We start from the raw sequence: 16,240 nt of genomic DNA, 5'->3' as shown, positions 1-16,240 counted from the left end.
GCGGCAGGCTGGCCTCATGGCCATCGAGCGCTCCCCGTCTCCCTTGCTGGGCAGTGGCACCGCTGGGGCGCTCACACTGGGGGCGTTGGGCTGCGTGCAGCTGTCGCAGCTGCCGCCGCTGTGGGTCTGCACGGTGATGATCGTGCTTGGCATGGCCGGGTGGGGCCTGCGATGGCGGGGGCGCCTGCCGGCGGTCATGCTGCTCGGTGCCGGATGGACGTCGATGCACGGGCACTGGGCAATGCAGGACCAGCTGCCACCGGGCCAACCGGCTCGGGATGTAGTGGTCAGTGGCCGGGTCATCGATCTGCCGGATCATCGGGCCGCGCACACCCGCTTCCTGCTGCAGGTCAGCGAGAGCCGCGAACTGCCATCGCTGCGCGGCAAGCGCCTGCAGGTCACCTGGAACGACGGCTGGCAAGGCAGGTCCAGCGCCGCTGCCGAGGGGCGGCGCAGGCAGGTCCTGGCCGGTGCGCAGTGGCAGCTGGCGCTGCGTGTGCGGGCCCCTCGCTCGCGGATCAATCCCGGGGGTTTTGACAGTGAGCGTCATGCGCTGCTGCGTGGCGTAGCCGGCACTGGAACGGTGAGGGCGCCGGCCAGCGCGCGTGAGCTGCAGGCCGGACATGGCCTGCCTGCATGGCGTGAGCGCACCAGCGCCGCCATCGCGATGCAAGTGGCCCATCCGGCCGCCCGTTTCGTGCAGGCGCTCGCCCTGGGCGACACGCGTGGCCTGTCCGACACCGATTGGGATCAGCTGCGGGCGCTGGGGCTGACCCATCTGGTGGCCATTTCCGGATTTCATGTCGGGGTGGTGGCGGGGCTGGGGGCGTTGCTGTGCCGAGGGCTGTGGTGGCTGTGCCCCCTGCTGGCCCGGCATTGGCCACGTCCACAGGCGGCGGCCTGCGCCGCGGCGCTGTCCGCAGCGGGCTATGCGGTGCTGGCCGGTGGTGAATTGCCGACCGTGCGCACGGCACTGATGATCGGGCTGGTGGCCCTGGCGCGCAGCGGGCGGCGCCCGCTCGGTCTCGTGCAGGGGCTTGCGCTGGCGGCGCTGGCGCTGCTGCTGCCGGCGCCCCTGTCGGTGCTGTCAGCGGGCTTCTGGCTCAGCTTCGGCGGCGTACTGTGGCTGGTGTGGTGCTTGCCGCAGGGACGTCCGCGCGGGGTGGCCGCCAACCTGCGCGGGTTCCTGGCCGCACAAGGGGTGGCCAGCGTCGGCCTGTTGCCGCTGGGCATCGCCTTGTTCGGTGGCACCGCCTGGCTGGGGCCGCTGGTGAACCTGCCGGTCATCCCGTGGTGGACATTGCTGGTGGTGCCCCTGTCGCTGCTGGGCACCGCCCTGCAGGCGCTGCACGACGGTGCTGGGTGCTGGGCGTGGCGCGCGGCGGCGTGGCTGTTCGAGATCAGCTGGCAGGCCCTGCAGCCACTGGCGGCGCACCCGCAGGCGATGTGGTGGCTGGCCGAGGCGCCGGCCTGGGCGGTGCCGGCGGCGCTGCTGGGGGTGTTCTGGTGGCTGCTGCCACGGGGGGCCGGGGGCTGGCTGGCTGGCCTGCTGCTGTGCCTGCCGCTGCTGTGGCCGGCGCGTGAGCGCCCGGCCGAGGGGGAGCTGGAGCTGCTGGTGCATGACGTCGGCCAGGGCACGGCGGTGTTGCTGCGTACTGCGCGGCATGCCCTCTGGTACGACGTGGGGCCGCCGAACGGGGGCGAGGGCAGCGAGCGGGTCCTGGTTCCGTCACTGCGGGCCCTGGGCCAGGCGCCGCCCGAGCGGGTGCTGCTCAGCCACGACGATCTCGATCATGCCGGCAACCTGCCGAGCCTGCGTCTTCAGCTGCCGGGGCTGCCATTGCTGGCGCCGCCGGGAAGTACGATCGCCGGGGCCGGCCGTTGCCAGCGCGGCCTGCGCTGGCACTGGGATGGCGTCGATTTCCAGGTGCTGCACCCGGATGCCGGCAGCCAGCGGGCCGAAAACGAAGACAGCTGCGTGCTGCGCGTGGCCGGTGCCCATGGCGTGGTCCTGTTGCCGGGGGACATCGGCCGTCCGGCCGAACAGGCGCTGTTGCGGGCGTCTGCGGCGGCGCTGAAGGCGGATGTGGTGCTGGTGCCGCACCATGGCAGTGGCGGCAGCTCCAGCGCGCCCTGGGTGGCGGCGGTGTCAGCCCGGCTGGCATTGGTCTCGGCCGGCCACCAGAACCGTTTCGGCCACCCGCGCAAGGACGTGGTCCGGCGCTGGCAGGCGCAGGGCGCCGAGGTGGTGTCCACTGCGGAGTCCGGGGCGATCCGCGTATGGCTTGGTGCACAAGGGCTGCAGCTGCGTGAACAGCGCATCCATGCATCCCGGTGGTGGGATGCCGCTGGGCGGGCGCGGTCGGCTGCTATCCTATCGCCGATCGAACAAGCGGCCGTTGGGCCGGAGGGTTGAAACGTGTGGGAACTGGTCAAGGCCGGTGGCTGGCCGATGGTGCCGCTGCTGCTGTTGGGCGTACTGGCTTTGGCGATCATCCTGGAGCGTTTCTGGTCCCTGCGGCGAACGGAGGTGCTGCCGCCCGGCCTCGGCCAGGAAGTGCGCAACTGGGCCGCGCGCGGCAAGCTTGACCCGGCGCACCTGCAGACCCTGCGTGCCAACTCGCCGTTGGGCGCGCTGCTGGCGGCCGCGCTGGAAGCCCGCAACCGCCCGCGCGACCAGATCCGCGAGCGCATCGAGGATACCGGCCGTCACCTGGTGCACCGCATGGAGCGGTTCCTCAACGCGCTGGGCACCATCGCTTCGGCCGGCCCGCTGCTGGGCCTGCTCGGCACCGTGATCGGCATGATCCAGATGTTCCTGGGCATCCTCGACCATGGCGTGGGTGATGTGAACCAGCTGGCCGGTGGCATCGGCAAGGCCCTGGTGTGCACCGCCACCGGCATGATCGTGGCCATCCCGGCACTGATGTTCCATCGCTACTTCAAGGGCCGCATCCACGGCTACGTGGTGGAGATGGAACAGGAGGCCAGCGCCCTGCTGGATACGCTCGACGGCCGCCCGGGGGTGATGAACCCGTCCCCGTCGGCGCGCCCGGCCAACGCCGCTGCGGCGAAGGCCTGATCGATGCGTATCGGCAATGACCGATCCCAGGATGAGCCGCATATCGATCTGGTCCCGCTGATCGACGTCATCCTGGTGCTGATCATCTTCTTCGTGGTCACCACCACCTTCGATGCGCGCTCGACGTTGCAGGTGCAGCTGCCCACCGCCAGCCAGCAGCCCAACAACGAGCCGCCGCGTTCGCTCAGCGTGCTGATCAACGCCGAAGGCCGTTATTTCATCAATGACCAGGAAGTGCTGCGCAGCGATGTCGAGTCCGTCAAGCAGACCATCGCCGCCGTCGCCGGCAGTGATCGCAGCCAGCCCGTGCTGCTGCGCGCCGACGCGCGTACTCCCTACCAGGCCGTGGTGACTGCGCAGGACGCGCTCGGTCAGCTCGGTTTCCGTCGTATCGCCATTGCAACTGCGCCAGAGGTGCGTCCATGAGTTCCCATCACGCGCCGGTGTGGCCGATCTACAAACGTCTGCTGGGCTACACCCGCACCTACTGGGTGTTCATGGTGGGCGCGGTCATCGCCATGGTGGTCGAAGCCCTCGCCGGCTACCACTTCACCAAGCTGATGGAGCCGCTGGTCAACGAAGGTTTCGTCGATCCGCAGCCGCGCGCGGCCGTGGTGCTGCCGCTGACCATCCTCGGCCTGTTCCTGATGCGCAGCCTGGCCACCTGGGTCAGCGACTACACGCTGGCCAAGACCGGCCGCAGCGTGGTCCGCGACCTGCGTGAGCAGGTGCTGCAGAAGTACCTGCACCTGCCGTCGTCGCACTTCGATACCGAAGCGACGCCGGTAATGGTCAGCCGCCTCAACTTCGATACGGAACAGGTCACCCAGGCCAGTGCCGACGCGCTGAAGACCGTGGTCGCCGATACCCTCACCATCATCGCGATGCTGGCGGTGATGCTGCAGATGAGCGTCAAGGTGACCCTGGCGATGCTGCTGGTGGTGCCGCTGATCGGCGGCATCGTGTCCTACGTGGGCAAGCGCTACCGTCGCATCAGCCGCGGCATCCAGGACGGCATGGGCACGATGGCGCAGACTGCCGAGCAGTCGCTGGCCGCGCAGCAGGAAGTGAAGGTGCACGGCACCCAGCAGCATGAGATCTCGCGCTACTCGCGCCTGGCCAACCGCATGCTGGCGCTGAACATGAAGGTCGAGGTCACCCGCGCCGCCGCGTCCAGCGTGGTGCAGTTCCTGGCCGCACTGGCGCTGGCGGTGATTGTCTGGGTGTCGACCCGCGAAGCCCTGGCCGGCCGCCTCAATGCCGGCCAGTTCATGGGCCTGATGACCTCGATGATGGCCATCATTCCCTCGCTGCGCCGACTGACCAGCGTACAGACCTCGATTTCGCGCGGCGTCTCCGCCGCCGAGCGCCTGTTCGGCATCCTCGACATGCCGGTGGAGCGTGATGAGGGCCAGCACCGAGTGCAGCGCGTGCGCGGCGAACTGGCGTTCGACCACGTCATGCTGCGCTACCGCGAAGACAGCGGCATTGCCCTGGACGACATCAGTTTCGTTGCCAGGCCGGGCACGGTGACGGCCATCGTCGGCCGTTCCGGCAGCGGCAAGACCAGCCTGATCCGGCTGGTTCCGCGCTTCTACGAGCCCAGTGGCGGCGTCATCACCCTCGATGGCGTGGCCCTGGATGACTATCCGCTGGCCGACCTGCGCCGGCAGGTGGCGATCGTCGGGCAGAAGGTGATGCTGTTCGATGACACCATCGCGGCCAACATCGCCTACGGCATGGAGGCGACCGATGAGCAGATCCGTGCGGCGGCCGAAGCGGCCAATGCCTGGGAGTTCATCGCACGCATGCCGCAGCAGCTGCAGACCCCGGTCGGCGAGAATGGCGCGCTGCTGTCCGGTGGCCAGCGCCAGCGCCTGGCGATTGCCCGCGCGATCCTGCGCGACGCGCCGATCCTGATCCTCGACGAAGCCACTGCGGCGCTGGACAACGAATCCGAGCGCCTGGTGCAGGATGCGCTGCAGCGCCTGATGCCGGAACGCACCACGCTGGTCATCGCGCACCGCCTGTCGACCATCGAGCATGCCGACCAGGTGCTGGTGATGGACCATGGCCGCATCGTTGAACGTGGCACCCACAAGGAGCTGCTCGAACTGGGCGGCCTTTACCAGCATCTGCACAGCATGCAGTTCCGCGAAAGGCAGGACTGATGGCCGGCAAGGGTACCCAGACCCCGGCGTACTGGTACGACGGCAGCCCCGTTCCGTGGACGATGCGCCTGCTGGCGCCGCTGTACGCAGGTGTCACCGCGCTGCGCCGGCGCGCCTATCGGCGTGGCTGGCGCAAGCGCCACTCGCTGCCGGTGCCGGTCATCGTGGTCGGCAACATCACCGCCGGTGGTACCGGCAAGACGCCGCTGACCATTGCCCTGGTCGAGCGCCTGCGCGCGGCCGGCTGGAAGCCGGGCGTGGCCAGCCGTGGTTATGGTCGCGAAGACGCCGACAAGCCGCTGTGGGTGCAGGCCGACACGCCAACTGCCAAGGGCGGTGACGAGCCGGTGCTGATCGCCTGGAAGACCGGTGTGCCGGTGCGCGTGGACCGCGACCGTGTCGCCGCCGGCAAGGCGCTGGTCGAGGCCGGCTGCGATGTGATCGTCTGCGACGATGGCCTGCAGCACTACCGCCTGGCGCGCGACATCGAGATCGAAGTGGTCGATGCGCAGCGTCGCTATGGCAATGGCCGGATGATTCCGGCCGGGCCGTTGCGCGAGCCGGTCAGCCGCGCCAGCGAATGCGATTTCCGGGTGGTCAACCTCGGCCAGGCCGATGAGGAAACCGCAGCGCAGGCCTGTGGCTTCGGCCAGTGGCCGATGGCGCTGCACATCGACAGTGCACAGCCGCTGGCCGGTGGCCGCGCTCGCCCGCTGGCGTACTTCAAGGGCCAGCGCGTGCATGCGGTGGCCGGCATTGCCCATCCCCAGCGCTTCTTCGACATGTTGCGCGCGCGCGGGATCGGCGTGGTGCCGCATGCGTTCGCCGACCACCAGGCCTACCAGCCGCAGGACCTGTCCTTCGGCAGCCAGCTGCCGGTATTGATGACCGAGAAGGACGCGGTGAAATGCCGTGCGTTCGGCAACGACTGGCACTACGCGGTTCCGTTGCGCGCCGAGCTGCCCGCGGCGTTCTGGGTGGCGCTGACCGATCGCCTGGACAAGCTGCGGCCGAACTGAGTGGCGCGGCGGCGCTTGCATTCACGCGCTGCTGCCCGCATTCCCGTTGTAACGAGCCTGCCGAGTACCGCCTGCATGACTGAATTCGTCGTCGCCATTCCGGCCCGCTATGCCGCCTCGCGGCTGCCGGGCAAGCCGTTGCGCCCGCTGGGCGGCGAGCCGCTGGTGCTGCATGTGGCGCGCCGCGCGCTGCAGGCCGGTGCCCGTGAAGTCTGGGTAGCGACCGACGATCAGCGCATTGCCGATGCGCTGTCCGGGCTGGCCGAAGTGAAGGTGGCGATGACCGCGACCACGCACGCCTCCGGCACTGATCGCCTGGCCGAATGCGCACGCATTGCCGGCTGGGCCGATGACACGGTGGTGGTCAACCTGCAGGGCGACGAACCGTTCGCACCGGCGGCCGGTATCCGTGCGGTGGCCGATGCGCTGGTCGCAGGCACTGCGACGATGTCGACTCTCGCCACGACCGTCGAGGACGCGCACACCCTGTTCGACCCGAACGTGGTGAAGCTGGTGCGCAACGTGCGCAACGAGGCGATGTACTTCAGCCGCGCGCCGATCGCCTGGCACCGCGACGGCTTCGCACGCAGCCGCGACACGCTGCCGGACGGCCACCACTGGTTGCGCCACATCGGCATCTACGGCTATCGCGCCGGCTTCCTGCAGCAGTTCGCGGCGATGCCGCCGGGCCAGCTGGAGCAGGTCGAATCGCTGGAGCAGCTGCGCGTGCTGGAGGCAGGCTACCCGATCAGCGTGGCGATCTCGCCCGAACCGTTCCCGCCGGGCATCGACACGCCCGAGGACCTGGAACGGGCCGAGGCGTTGCTGCAGGCGACGACCGCGCGATGAGGCTGCTGCTCGTCTGCCTCGGCAACATCTGCCGTTCGCCGATGGCCGAAGGCGCGCTGCGCGCACGCCTGGATGCCTCGCCGCTGGCCGGGCGGGTGCAGGTTGATTCGGCTGGCACCGGCGACTGGCACGTGGGCGAGCCGCCGGACCGCCGCGCGATCGCCTGCGCGGCCGGGCACGGCGTGGACATCGGCGGCCTGCGCGCACGCCAGCTGCAGGACGTGGATTTCGACCGTTTCGACTGGATCCTGTGTGCCGACGAGGCCAACCTGCGTGATGCCGGGCGCCTGGCGTCGGCGGCCCAGCGTGAACGGCTGGCGTTGTACCTGCCCTGGTCGGGCGTTCAGGGGCGGGTAGCCATCCCCGACCCCTACACCGGCGGCAGCGATCATTTCGAACAGGTCTGGTCGCTGGTCGACGATGCTGCAAAACGTGCGGTGGCACGACTGTTGCATGACGCCGACTCCGGCATAATCGGGTCATGAACGTCCAGCCCGTCCCGGACCTGCCCGAGTTCGCCACCTGGCTCAATGCCACTCCTTGCACCCTGACCGAACTGCGCGGCCGGCCGGTCGCGCTGCTGTTCGTCAATGCGGCCTCCGCCTGGAGTGCGCAACGCCTGGCCGAGTTCGGCCAATGGCTGTCGCGCCACCCCGGCAAGCTGCAGCCGCTGGTGCTGCAGGTGCCGCGCTTCGATTTCGAGCGCGACGCCAGTGCCGCACTGAAGCTGCTGCGCCGCCAGGGCCTGGCCATGCCCGTACTGCTCGATGCCGATTGGGATGGCTGGCGCCGCTTCGGCGTTACCGCCTGGCCGACCGTGGTGCTGCTGGACGCGCAGGGCCGCGAGCAGCAGCGGCTGGTCGGGCAGGGAGCACCCGGTGAACTGGAGCGCGCCCTGAACACGCTGTGCCAGGGCGCGCCTTCGGCGCCGCCGCGCGGCGGCAGCGAACTGCATCCGGAACCACGCCAGGCGCTGCGGTTCCCGCTGGGCCTGGCGGTCAGCACCGAACGCCTGTACATCGCCGACAGTGGCCACCACCGCATTCTCGAATGCAGCCATGGCGGCCGCATCCTGCGCCAGTTCGGCCTCGGTACCGCCGATTTCATGGACGGCAACCTGGCCGAAGCGGCGTTCCACCGCCCGCAGGCGCTGGTGCTGGAGCGCGATTCGCTGTACGTCGCCGACACCGGCAACCATGCGGTGCGCCGCATCAACCTGCTGACCGGCATCGTCGACACGCTGTGTGGCAACGGACGTCCCGGTGCGCCGATGGAAGGTCCGGTGGCGCAGGCGCGGCAGGTCTCGCTGGACCATCCTGTCGGCCTGGCCATCGCCGACAACCAGCTGCACATCGCGATGGCCGGCGACAACCGCATCTGGAGCTACCACCTGGGCCAGCGCAGCCTGCAATGGCGCGCCGGCAGTGGTTCCATCGACGAGCGTGACGGCAGCGGCCACCTGGCTGCCTTTGCCCAACCGACTGCGCTGGCCGTGGTGCAGCAGGTGTTGTACGTCGCCGACGCCTTGGGATCCTCGATCCGTGCACTGCAACTGCGCGGCGACCTGGTGCAGACGCTGGTCGGGCAGGGGCCCTGGCGCTTCGGCAGCGAAGACGGCCCGCGTGCGCAGGCCAGCCTGCAGTATCCGCAGGCGATCGCATTGAGCGCGGACGCTCCGCTGCTGTGGATTGCCGATACCGGCAACGGTCGCCTGCGCACGCTGCGCCTGGGCGGCGGTGAACTGACCACCCAGCCGCTGCCGCGCCGCCTGCATGGCCCGGCCGGATTGGCGGTGGGCGCCGGTGCGGTGTGGATCGCCGAGACTGACGCCCATGCCGTGCTGCGATTCGACCCCGACAGCGGCGTGCTCAGCGAAGTCCCGATCAGCGAATGACCGACGTTCCCGCCCCGGCCTTCGACGGCAAGGCCTTCGCGGCCCAGCTCAGCACCGCCCCTGGCGTGTACCGCATGTACGCCGCCGACGACACCCTGCTGTACGTGGGCAAGGCGCGCGCGCTGCGCAACCGTGTCGGCAGCTATTTCAACGGCAGCCCGAAGAACGCGCGGATCATGTCGATGATCTCGCAGATCACGCGCATGGACGTGACCGTGACGCGCTCGGAAGCCGAGGCGTTGCTGCTGGAAAACCAGTTGATCAAGTCGCTGTCGCCGCGTTACAACGTCTCGCTGCGTGACGACAAGACCTACCCGCATGTGCTGCTGACCCGCGAGGACTGGCCGCGCATCGCACTGCATCGTGGCCCGCGTGCCATTCCCGGGCGCTACTTCGGGCCGTATCCCGGCGTCACCGCCGTGCGCGAGACGCTGAACCTGATGCACAAGCTGTTCAAGCTGCGCAGCTGCGAGGACAGCGTGTTCCGCAACCGTTCGCGACCGTGCCTGCAATACCAGATCGGGCGTTGCAGCGCGCCCTGCGTGGAGCTGGTCCCGGCGCCGGAGTACGCCGAGTCGGTGCGCCGCGCCGCCCTGTTCCTGGAAGGCAAGAGTGACGAGCTGACCCGCGAACTGGGCGAGCAGATGCAGGCCGCCAGCGAGGCGCTGGAGTTCGAGCAGGCCGCGCGCCTGCGCGACCTGATCTCCTCGCTGCGCAGCATGCAGACCCGCCAGTACGTGGATGGCCGCGCCGCGGACCTCGATGTGCTGGCCGTGGCCATGCAGGGCTCGCAGGCCTGCGTGCTGCTGCTGGCCTTCCGTGATGGCCGCAACCTCGGTACCCGCCCGTTCTTCCCGCGCACCAATGGCGAGGAAAGCCCGGAGGAAGTGCTGGCGGCCTTCGTTTCGCAGTACTACATCGAATTCGAGCCACCGCGCGAAATCCTGCTGGATCGCGAGATTCCCGATGCCGACCTCCTTGTCGCCGCGCTGTCGGCCTCGGCCGAGCGCAAGGTGCAGCTGAAGTGGAACGTGCGCGGCGAGCGCGCCGGCTATGTGGAACTGGCCAGCCGCAACGCGCAGCTGACCCTGGCCACCGAACTCAACAGCCGCAATGCGCAGCACGCGCGCAGCGATGCGCTGCGCGAGATGCTGGGCCTGGCCGAGCCGGTCAAGCGTGTCGAGTGTTTTGATATCAGCCACACCCTGGGCGAGGCCACCGTAGCCTCGTGCGTGGTGTTCGACGCCGCCGGCCCGGTGCGCGCGCAGTACCGCCGCTTCAACATCAGCGGCATCGAGCCGGGCGACGACTACGCCGCCATGCGCCAGGCCATCGACCGCCGTTTCCGCCGCGCAGTGGAAGAGCAGGGCGTGCTGCCGGACGTGCTGCTGATCGACGGTGGCGCCGGCCAGCTGTCGCAGGCCCAGGCCGCACTGGCCGATCTGGGCGTGGAAGGCGTGCTGCTGGTGGGCGTGGCCAAGGGCGTGGAGCGCCGTGCCGGCCACGAAGCGCTGGTGATGCCCGATGGCCGCGAGCTGCGCCCGGGCGCGGCCAGCCCGGCGCTGCAGTTCATCCAGCAGGTGCGCGACGAGGCGCATCGCTTCGCCATCACCGGCCACAGGGGGCGCCGCCAGAAGGCGCGGATGACCAGCAAGCTGGAGGATATCCCCGGCATCGGGCCGCGCCGCCGCGCCAGCCTGCTCAAGCATTTCGGCGGTCTGGTGGGCCTGAAAGCCGCTGGCGAAGCGGAAATCGCCAAGGTGGAAGGCATCAATGACGCCCTCGCGGCACGTATCTACGCTAACCTGCACGGGTTGGCCACGCCTGATGCGGCCGAGTAGAGAGAGAAGCACGCAAGCATGAAGTTGACCCTGCCCACCTGGCTGACGTTGTTGCGGATCGTGATGATCCCGGTGCTGGTGCTGGTGTTCTACCTGCCCTACACCTGGACCAACTTCGCTTCGGCGGCGATCTTCGGCCTGGCCGCGATCACCGACTGGCTCGATGGCTGGATCGCACGCCGTTACCAGCTGGAGTCGGCCTTTGGCGCCTTCCTCGACCCGGTCGCGGACAAGCTGATGGTAGCGGTGGCGCTGTTCCTGATCGTGCAGGGTCACCCGACGCCGTGGATGGCGTTCTGGGCGGCGGTCATCGTCGGCCGCGAGATCGCGGTGTCGGCGCTGCGCGAATGGATGGCCGAGCTGGGCCAGCGCGCGAAGGTGCGCGTGGCGATGATCGGCAAGGTCAAGACCACCGCGCAGATGGTCGCGCTGTTGTGCCTGCTGTATTCGGTGGCCCCGAACGTGCCGGTGGAAGACATCTGGATGGGCTGGCCGGTGTTCCATATCGGCGACTGGACTCTGGCCATTGCCGCCGTGCTGACCCTGTGGTCGGGCCTGCAGTACCTGCACGCCGCCTGGCCGAGCCTGCGCGACGATGAGCGCGCTGCGCGCGAGCGTGCGCGGCAGAAGAAGCTGGGCAACTGAGCCCGGGGTCTGAGCCCCGGGGTCGGATCCCTTTCCGAAGGAAAGGGCTCTGACCCCATCGATGCGCCTATCCCCGCATGGCGTGGACCTACTGGAAATGCTGCGTCCACGGATGGTGCGGATCCATCGGTTTGCGGGGATGCCGTGGTAGATCCACGCCATGCATGGATACGCGGTGCAAGGCGCCTCGCAGGCCCCGGAAAAACCGCTTGACGCCATCCTTGGAACAGGTAGAATTTCGCCTCCCAAGCGGGAATAGCTCAGTTGGTAGAGCGCAACCTTGCCAAGGTTGAGGTCGCGAGTTCGAGTCTCGTTTCCCGCTCCAGATTCAAGAAGAACGCTCCCGGAAGGGAGCGTTTTTTCGTTTGTGTGCAGGGCACTTCATCCCTGCTTCACCGCCACCCCATCGCCTCACCACGCGTGCTCGCGAAGCTGTATCTCCGTTCCAGCCCGGCGATGCCGCGATGCCTCATCAATCCTCTGCTTACGACCACGATGTGGTCATCGTCGGCGCCAGTTTCGCCGGTGCCGCCTGCGCCTTGGCCGCCGCGCAGTACGGTCTGCGCGTCTGCGTGCTGGAACGCAAGGTCGACCCCGGCGAGCGCCTGCACACCACCGGTATCGTGGTGAAAGAAGCGATGGAGGAGACCTGGTTGGGGCGCATGCCCGAACATCTGGTGGACCGGGTCGCAAACGTGCGCCTGTATGCGCCGAACCTTCGCAGCGTGTTGCTGGCCGCACCGGGCTATTACTTCCTCACCACCGATACGCCGAACCTGATGCGCTGGCTGGCCAGCGAGCTGCATGCGAACGGCGTCGACCTGCGCCTGCAGCAGTCCTTTACCGACGCCCATCGCAGTGGTGACGGCTGGCAGGTGGATGGGGCAGGGCGATGCGCCTATCTGGTTGGCGCTGACGGCGCACGCTCACGCGTGGCACAACGCACCGGGCTTGGCCAGGTGCGTGACAGCCTCTACGGCGTCGAGCGTGAGTTCGCCGGCCTGCAGGTGTCGCAGGGCGATGCACTGCATTGCTTCGTCAGCAAGCGCTACGCACCGGGCTACATCGGCTGGGTCGCGCAGAATCCGACCGGGCTGCAGGTGGGATTGGCGCTGCGTCATGACCCGCAACAGGTACGGCCGCCGGATATCGATGGCTTCCTCGACCACGTGCGCAATGTGGTCGGCATTCCGCCTTCGGCGCGTCCCTCGGCCACCCGCGCCGGCTTGGTCCCGTGCGGCCGGCCGGATGGGCCCTTCACCGGCCAACGCGTGATCCTGACCGGCGACGCGGCAGGCATCGTCTCGCCGCTGTCCGCCGGCGGCATCCACTCCTCGTGGCGGCACGGCTGGGCGGTCGGCGAGGCGATTTCCCGCCATCTGCGTGGGCAAGGGCCGGAAGCGGAACGGGTGGCGCGGCAGGTGGCGCCGGCATTCCATGGCAAGCGCCTGCTGCGCTGGGCGATGGACCATCTGCAGGCCGACTGGCCGCTCAACGCACTGCTGCACACGGGGGCCACGCGGCGCATCGCCGAGCAGGTCTACTTCCACCGCCGTGGCCTGCGCACGTAAAGCGAGCAGGCAGGGGCGCCTGAACGCCGTCCTTCGGTTCACGTGAAAATTCCTGTTGACGCCGTGCAGCAATATCGACACAATAGCGCTCCTTCGACGCAGGTCGAACGGAATCTGCGGGAATAGCTCAGTTGGTAGAGCGCAACCTTGCCAAGGTTGAGGTCGCGAGTTCGAGTCTCGTTTCCCGCTCCAGAATCAGAAAAACGCTCCCGCAAGGGGGCGTTTTTCGTTTGTCATGACGTTGGCCAGGCGGGTCGCTACAGGCGGGCCACGACATTTTCATGGTGGGCGTGGTAAGTCTGCAGCTGGGGGCGATTCCGACATTGGTGTCGCAATCGGCATGACGGGGGGCGCAGCGATCGTGGGGACGATCGGAAGCACCTGGCACGAGGGGCTGCAACAGACGCAATGACCTGGAATCCGCACCAGTGTTCCGCCTGCTGCAGGCACTGAAAGGCTGGCGAAAGGCCTGCGCCGGCGTTGCCTGAACCGCACGGGTGCTGTGACCTTTTTCGGACCATTTCTCCATGTTCGCTCCACAATCGCACGGTAGCCTTCATGCTCCTTCTACACGTTGGCGGGCTGGTGGTCAGGCGTATCACTTCAGTGGCAGTGCCCAGGACGGGGCGCGGACTCTCCCTGCAGGCAGTGCTGCGACCCGGCGCGCTGCTCGCAAGTCTCGCATTGGCGGGCTGCATGTCGGTGCCGGTTCCGGATCTGCCTGATCGCACGCCCAGCACCTGGACCCAGGTGCCGCAGGGCCAAGGCGTGGCGGTGGACGCCAAACAGTGGTGGAAAGTGTTGTCCGACCCAGCGCTGGATGGACTGGTCGATCAGGCCATCGCCGGCAACCTCGACCTGCAGCAGGCCACGCTGCGCCTGCAGGCCGTGCGGATTGTCGCCGGCACGTCCGATTCGCGCTTCCTGCCGGAAATCACGGCCAGCGCCAAGCAGGTGCAGGATGCCGCTGCGGTCGACACCTACTTCCACGCGGGTATCGAAGCGATCTGGGACCTGGGCCTGTTCGGCGCCGCCGAGAGCGCGCAGTTGAGTGCACAGGCGTCGGCCGGCAATGCCGAGGCGCTGCGTGGTGCCGCGCAGGTCGCGGTGATCGCCGACGTGGTGCGCAGCTATCTGGATCTGACCGTGGCGCAGGCCCAGCAGGACCTGTTGGCCCGCCAGCAGGCGGTGGACGATCGCGGCGAACAGTTGGCCCTGGTACGCCAGCGCCTGCGCCTTGATGAGCCCGGCGAACTTGATCGCCTGCGTGCACGCCAGGCCGCCACCCGCGCGGCCACGGCGCAGGCACGGGAAAACGCGGACAACGCTGCCCGTGCGTTGGCTTTGCTGCTGGGACGCGATGGCCCGGACCCGGCTTGGCGTGCCTATCGCACGCCGCCGACGCTGGGTGCGTTCTCGCTGCAGCAGGTCCCGGCCGATCTGCTGCGCCATCGGCCGCAGATCCTGCTGGCCGAATCGGAGGTGATGCAGGCTGCTGCCAGCAAGGGTTCGGCACGCGCCGCGATGTATCCGCGTGTCAGCCTCGGTGGCTCCATCCTGTACGCCTACAACCTCACCCAGAACGCCCGCTCCAATTCCGATTCGAGCCCGTCCATCGGCCCGTACATCGATATTCCGCTGTGGGACTGGGGCCAGCGCCGCGCACGCTTCCATGCCGATGAAAAGCAGCTGGATGCCGCCTTGCTGGGTTACCGCAAGGCGGTGCTGGAAGGCGTGAGCGAAGTGGAAGGCGCGCTCGGCAGCCTGGCGCGCCAGGACAGCAGCATCCAGTCGCTGCGCGCGGCCGATGATGCCGCCGGGCAACAGGTCAAGCGGCAGGCGCGGCAGGTGCAGTTGGGGCTGTCCAGCGAATTCGACGGGCTTGACGGGCAGCGTGCGGCACTCGCCGCGCAGGCCGACCTGATCGGTGCACAGGGTGCGCGCGTGCTGGCCTTTGCGTCGCTCTACCGCGCCCTCGGTGGTGCTCCGTTGCCTGTCGAGGGTGAGGGCGACTCGCAATGATCGCGCTGGCCCGCAAGACCCTGGCCTATGAGTGGCGCCGGTTCCTGCCGGTGGTGCTGGCGATGTGCTTCGCCGGTGTGCTGTTGATCGTGCAGGCGGCACTGGTGCTGGGCATCTTCGGTACCGCTGCGATCTACGTGAAAGCGTCCTCGGCCGACATCTGGGCCGGCTTCCCCGGCACCCAGAGCGTCAACTACGGCCATGCGATCAGCGCCGACGTCGAAAGCCACCTGCGCATGGACCCGGATGTCACCCGCGTCGAATCCTACGAGTGGGTCGATGGCGAATGGCGCTCGGGCGCGCAGGGTACCGGCAACGTGTCGGTGTACCTGTCCGGCATCTCCACCGGCGATGACGCAATGATGTTCGCGCGCATCCTGCCTGCCGACCTGCGCGCGCAGCTGCGCGAGCCGGGGGCGGTGATCGTCGACAGCGCCGACCTGGATACGCTGGGCGTGGACCTGCAGAGCAACCGTGCATGGATCAATGGCAAGGCGGTGCGCGTGGTCGCCGCGCAACCCGGCCTGCGTGGCCTCGGTGGCGTCAACGTGCTGGCCTCGCTGGATACCGCGCGTGCCATCGCCGGTACCGATCCGCACGAGGGTAGTACCTATTTCGTGGCGGGCCTGCGCTCGCCGGACCTGGCCGACCGCGTGCGCGACCGCCTCGCTGCGTCGATGGGCCAAGCCACGCCGGTCGAGTTCTGGACCGCGCCGGCGTTCGCCAGCCGTTCGCAGCAGTACTGGTTGTTCGACACCGGCGCCGGCATCGCGGTGCTGTTCATGGCCGTCATCGTCTGCTTCGTCGGCGCGGTGATCACCAACCAGTCGTTCGCCTCGGTGGTGGCTGGTTCGGTGCGCGAGTACGCCACGCTCAACGCGCTCGGCGCAGGTCGCTACGCGCTGGCACGGGTGGTATTCGAGCAGGCATTGCTGATCGGTGGCGTGGGCATGTTGCTGGCGGCGGCGTTCAGTACCGTCGTGCTGTTGATCGCACAGTCCCAGCGCGTGCCGGTGCAGCTGACGCCGATGGTCATCATCGGCTGCGTGGCGCTGGTCGCGGTGATGGCCATGCTGTCGAGCATCATGGCGGTACGCAGTGTGGTCCGCTCCGATCCATCGTTGCTGCTGCGTTGAGGACCGGCCG

Annotated in this window: 13 protein-coding genes and 2 tRNA genes; all 15 read left to right on the top strand. The window is 68.6% G+C overall.

Annotated elements, in window-relative coordinates; genetic code table 11:
- Positions 1-16 precede the first annotated feature (16 nt).
- The 15 genes from ACUVWL_RS10070 (at position 17) to ACUVWL_RS10000 (ending at position 16,230) form a co-directional block, all read left to right on the top strand.
- Positions 17-2,416: a DNA internalization-related competence protein ComEC/Rec2 gene (locus tag ACUVWL_RS10070; RefSeq protein WP_445979139.1), complete on the top strand. Its 2,400-nt coding sequence runs from the start codon at positions 17-19 to the stop codon at positions 2,414-2,416.
- A 3-nt stretch (positions 2,417-2,419) separates the two neighbouring features.
- A complete protein-coding gene (locus tag ACUVWL_RS10065) occupies positions 2,420-3,082 on the top strand; it encodes a MotA/TolQ/ExbB proton channel family protein (protein ID WP_014646605.1) in 663 nt (220 codons plus the stop codon).
- Positions 3,083-3,085: 3 nt separating this feature from the next.
- Entirely contained in the window at positions 3,086-3,508 is a 423-nt protein-coding gene (locus ACUVWL_RS10060) for an ExbD/TolR family protein (protein ID WP_014036620.1), read from the top strand.
- Positions 3,505-5,253 (top strand): lipid A export permease/ATP-binding protein MsbA, encoded by a 1,749-nt coding sequence (gene msbA / locus ACUVWL_RS10055; protein WP_014646606.1) that lies wholly within the window; start codon positions 3,505-3,507, stop codon positions 5,251-5,253. The genes ACUVWL_RS10060 and msbA overlap by 4 nt, the downstream gene beginning before the upstream one ends.
- Entirely contained in the window at positions 5,253-6,272 is a 1,020-nt protein-coding gene (gene lpxK / locus ACUVWL_RS10050; protein WP_049406353.1) for a tetraacyldisaccharide 4'-kinase, read from the top strand. Before msbA ends, lpxK begins: the two co-directional genes overlap by 1 nt.
- Positions 6,273-6,347: 75 nt before the next feature.
- The gene (gene kdsB / locus ACUVWL_RS10045; RefSeq protein ID WP_445979138.1) at positions 6,348-7,121 is read left to right on the top strand and encodes a 3-deoxy-manno-octulosonate cytidylyltransferase; all 774 of its coding nucleotides are present in this window, start codon (positions 6,348-6,350) and stop codon (positions 7,119-7,121) included.
- Positions 7,118-7,606, top strand: a complete 489-nt coding sequence (locus ACUVWL_RS10040) for a low molecular weight protein-tyrosine-phosphatase (protein WP_445979137.1) — start codon at positions 7,118-7,120, stop codon at positions 7,604-7,606. The genes kdsB and ACUVWL_RS10040 overlap by 4 nt, the downstream gene beginning before the upstream one ends.
- The gene (locus tag ACUVWL_RS10035) at positions 7,603-9,015 is read left to right on the top strand and encodes a hypothetical protein (protein WP_014646610.1); all 1,413 of its coding nucleotides are present in this window, start codon (positions 7,603-7,605) and stop codon (positions 9,013-9,015) included. The genes ACUVWL_RS10040 and ACUVWL_RS10035 overlap by 4 nt, the downstream gene beginning before the upstream one ends.
- A complete protein-coding gene (gene uvrC / locus ACUVWL_RS10030; protein ID WP_014646611.1) occupies positions 9,012-10,856 on the top strand; it encodes an excinuclease ABC subunit UvrC in 1,845 nt (614 codons plus the stop codon). The genes ACUVWL_RS10035 and uvrC overlap by 4 nt, the downstream gene beginning before the upstream one ends.
- Positions 10,857-10,874: 18 nt before the next feature.
- Positions 10,875-11,501, top strand: coding sequence for a CDP-diacylglycerol--glycerol-3-phosphate 3-phosphatidyltransferase (gene pgsA / locus ACUVWL_RS10025; RefSeq protein WP_012510614.1), 627 nt, complete (start codon positions 10,875-10,877; stop codon positions 11,499-11,501).
- A 249-nt stretch (positions 11,502-11,750) separates the two neighbouring features.
- Positions 11,751-11,826 (top strand) — tRNA-Gly (locus ACUVWL_RS10020).
- Between the two features lie 139 nt (positions 11,827-11,965).
- Positions 11,966-13,072: an NAD(P)/FAD-dependent oxidoreductase gene (locus tag ACUVWL_RS10015; RefSeq protein ID WP_014646633.1), complete on the top strand. Its 1,107-nt coding sequence runs from the start codon at positions 11,966-11,968 to the stop codon at positions 13,070-13,072.
- Between the two features lie 116 nt (positions 13,073-13,188).
- Positions 13,189-13,264, top strand: a tRNA-Gly gene (locus ACUVWL_RS10010).
- Positions 13,265-13,630: 366 nt separating this feature from the next.
- On the top strand, positions 13,631-15,094 hold the full coding sequence (locus tag ACUVWL_RS10005) for an efflux transporter outer membrane subunit (RefSeq protein WP_142234491.1): 1,464 nt from the start codon (positions 13,631-13,633) through the stop codon (positions 15,092-15,094).
- A complete protein-coding gene (locus ACUVWL_RS10000; protein ID WP_111205961.1) occupies positions 15,091-16,230 on the top strand; it encodes an ABC transporter permease in 1,140 nt (379 codons plus the stop codon). The genes ACUVWL_RS10005 and ACUVWL_RS10000 overlap by 4 nt, the downstream gene beginning before the upstream one ends.
- Positions 16,231-16,240: the final 10 nt, after the last annotated feature.

The sequence above is a fragment of the Stenotrophomonas muris genome, assembly GCF_052751275.1.
The sequence above is the reverse complement of the archived record's forward strand: the minus strand, read 5'-3'. Positions and strand labels throughout refer to the sequence as shown.

Excerpts from the sequence above, each read along its gene's own strand:
- ACUVWL_RS10015 (WP_014646633.1), top strand. The coding sequence starts at position 11,966 with ATGCCTCATCAATCCTCTGCTTACGACCACGATGTGGTCATCGTCGGC.
- ACUVWL_RS10070 (WP_445979139.1), top strand. The coding sequence starts at position 17 with ATGGCCATCGAGCGCTCCCCGTCTCCCTTGCTGGGCAGTGGCACCGCT.
- ACUVWL_RS10035 (WP_014646610.1), top strand. The coding sequence starts at position 7,603 with ATGAACGTCCAGCCCGTCCCGGACCTGCCCGAGTTCGCCACCTGGCTC.
- ACUVWL_RS10005 (WP_142234491.1), top strand. The coding sequence starts at position 13,631 with ATGCTCCTTCTACACGTTGGCGGGCTGGTGGTCAGGCGTATCACTTCA.
- pgsA (WP_012510614.1), top strand. The coding sequence starts at position 10,875 with ATGAAGTTGACCCTGCCCACCTGGCTGACGTTGTTGCGGATCGTGATG.
- ACUVWL_RS10060 (WP_014036620.1), top strand. The coding sequence starts at position 3,086 with ATGCGTATCGGCAATGACCGATCCCAGGATGAGCCGCATATCGATCTG.
- ACUVWL_RS10000 (WP_111205961.1), top strand. The coding sequence starts at position 15,091 with ATGATCGCGCTGGCCCGCAAGACCCTGGCCTATGAGTGGCGCCGGTTC.
- msbA (WP_014646606.1), top strand. The coding sequence starts at position 3,505 with ATGAGTTCCCATCACGCGCCGGTGTGGCCGATCTACAAACGTCTGCTG.
- uvrC (WP_014646611.1), top strand. The coding sequence starts at position 9,012 with ATGACCGACGTTCCCGCCCCGGCCTTCGACGGCAAGGCCTTCGCGGCC.
- ACUVWL_RS10040 (WP_445979137.1), top strand. The coding sequence starts at position 7,118 with ATGAGGCTGCTGCTCGTCTGCCTCGGCAACATCTGCCGTTCGCCGATG.
- kdsB (WP_445979138.1), top strand. The coding sequence starts at position 6,348 with ATGACTGAATTCGTCGTCGCCATTCCGGCCCGCTATGCCGCCTCGCGG.
- lpxK (WP_049406353.1), top strand. The coding sequence starts at position 5,253 with ATGGCCGGCAAGGGTACCCAGACCCCGGCGTACTGGTACGACGGCAGC.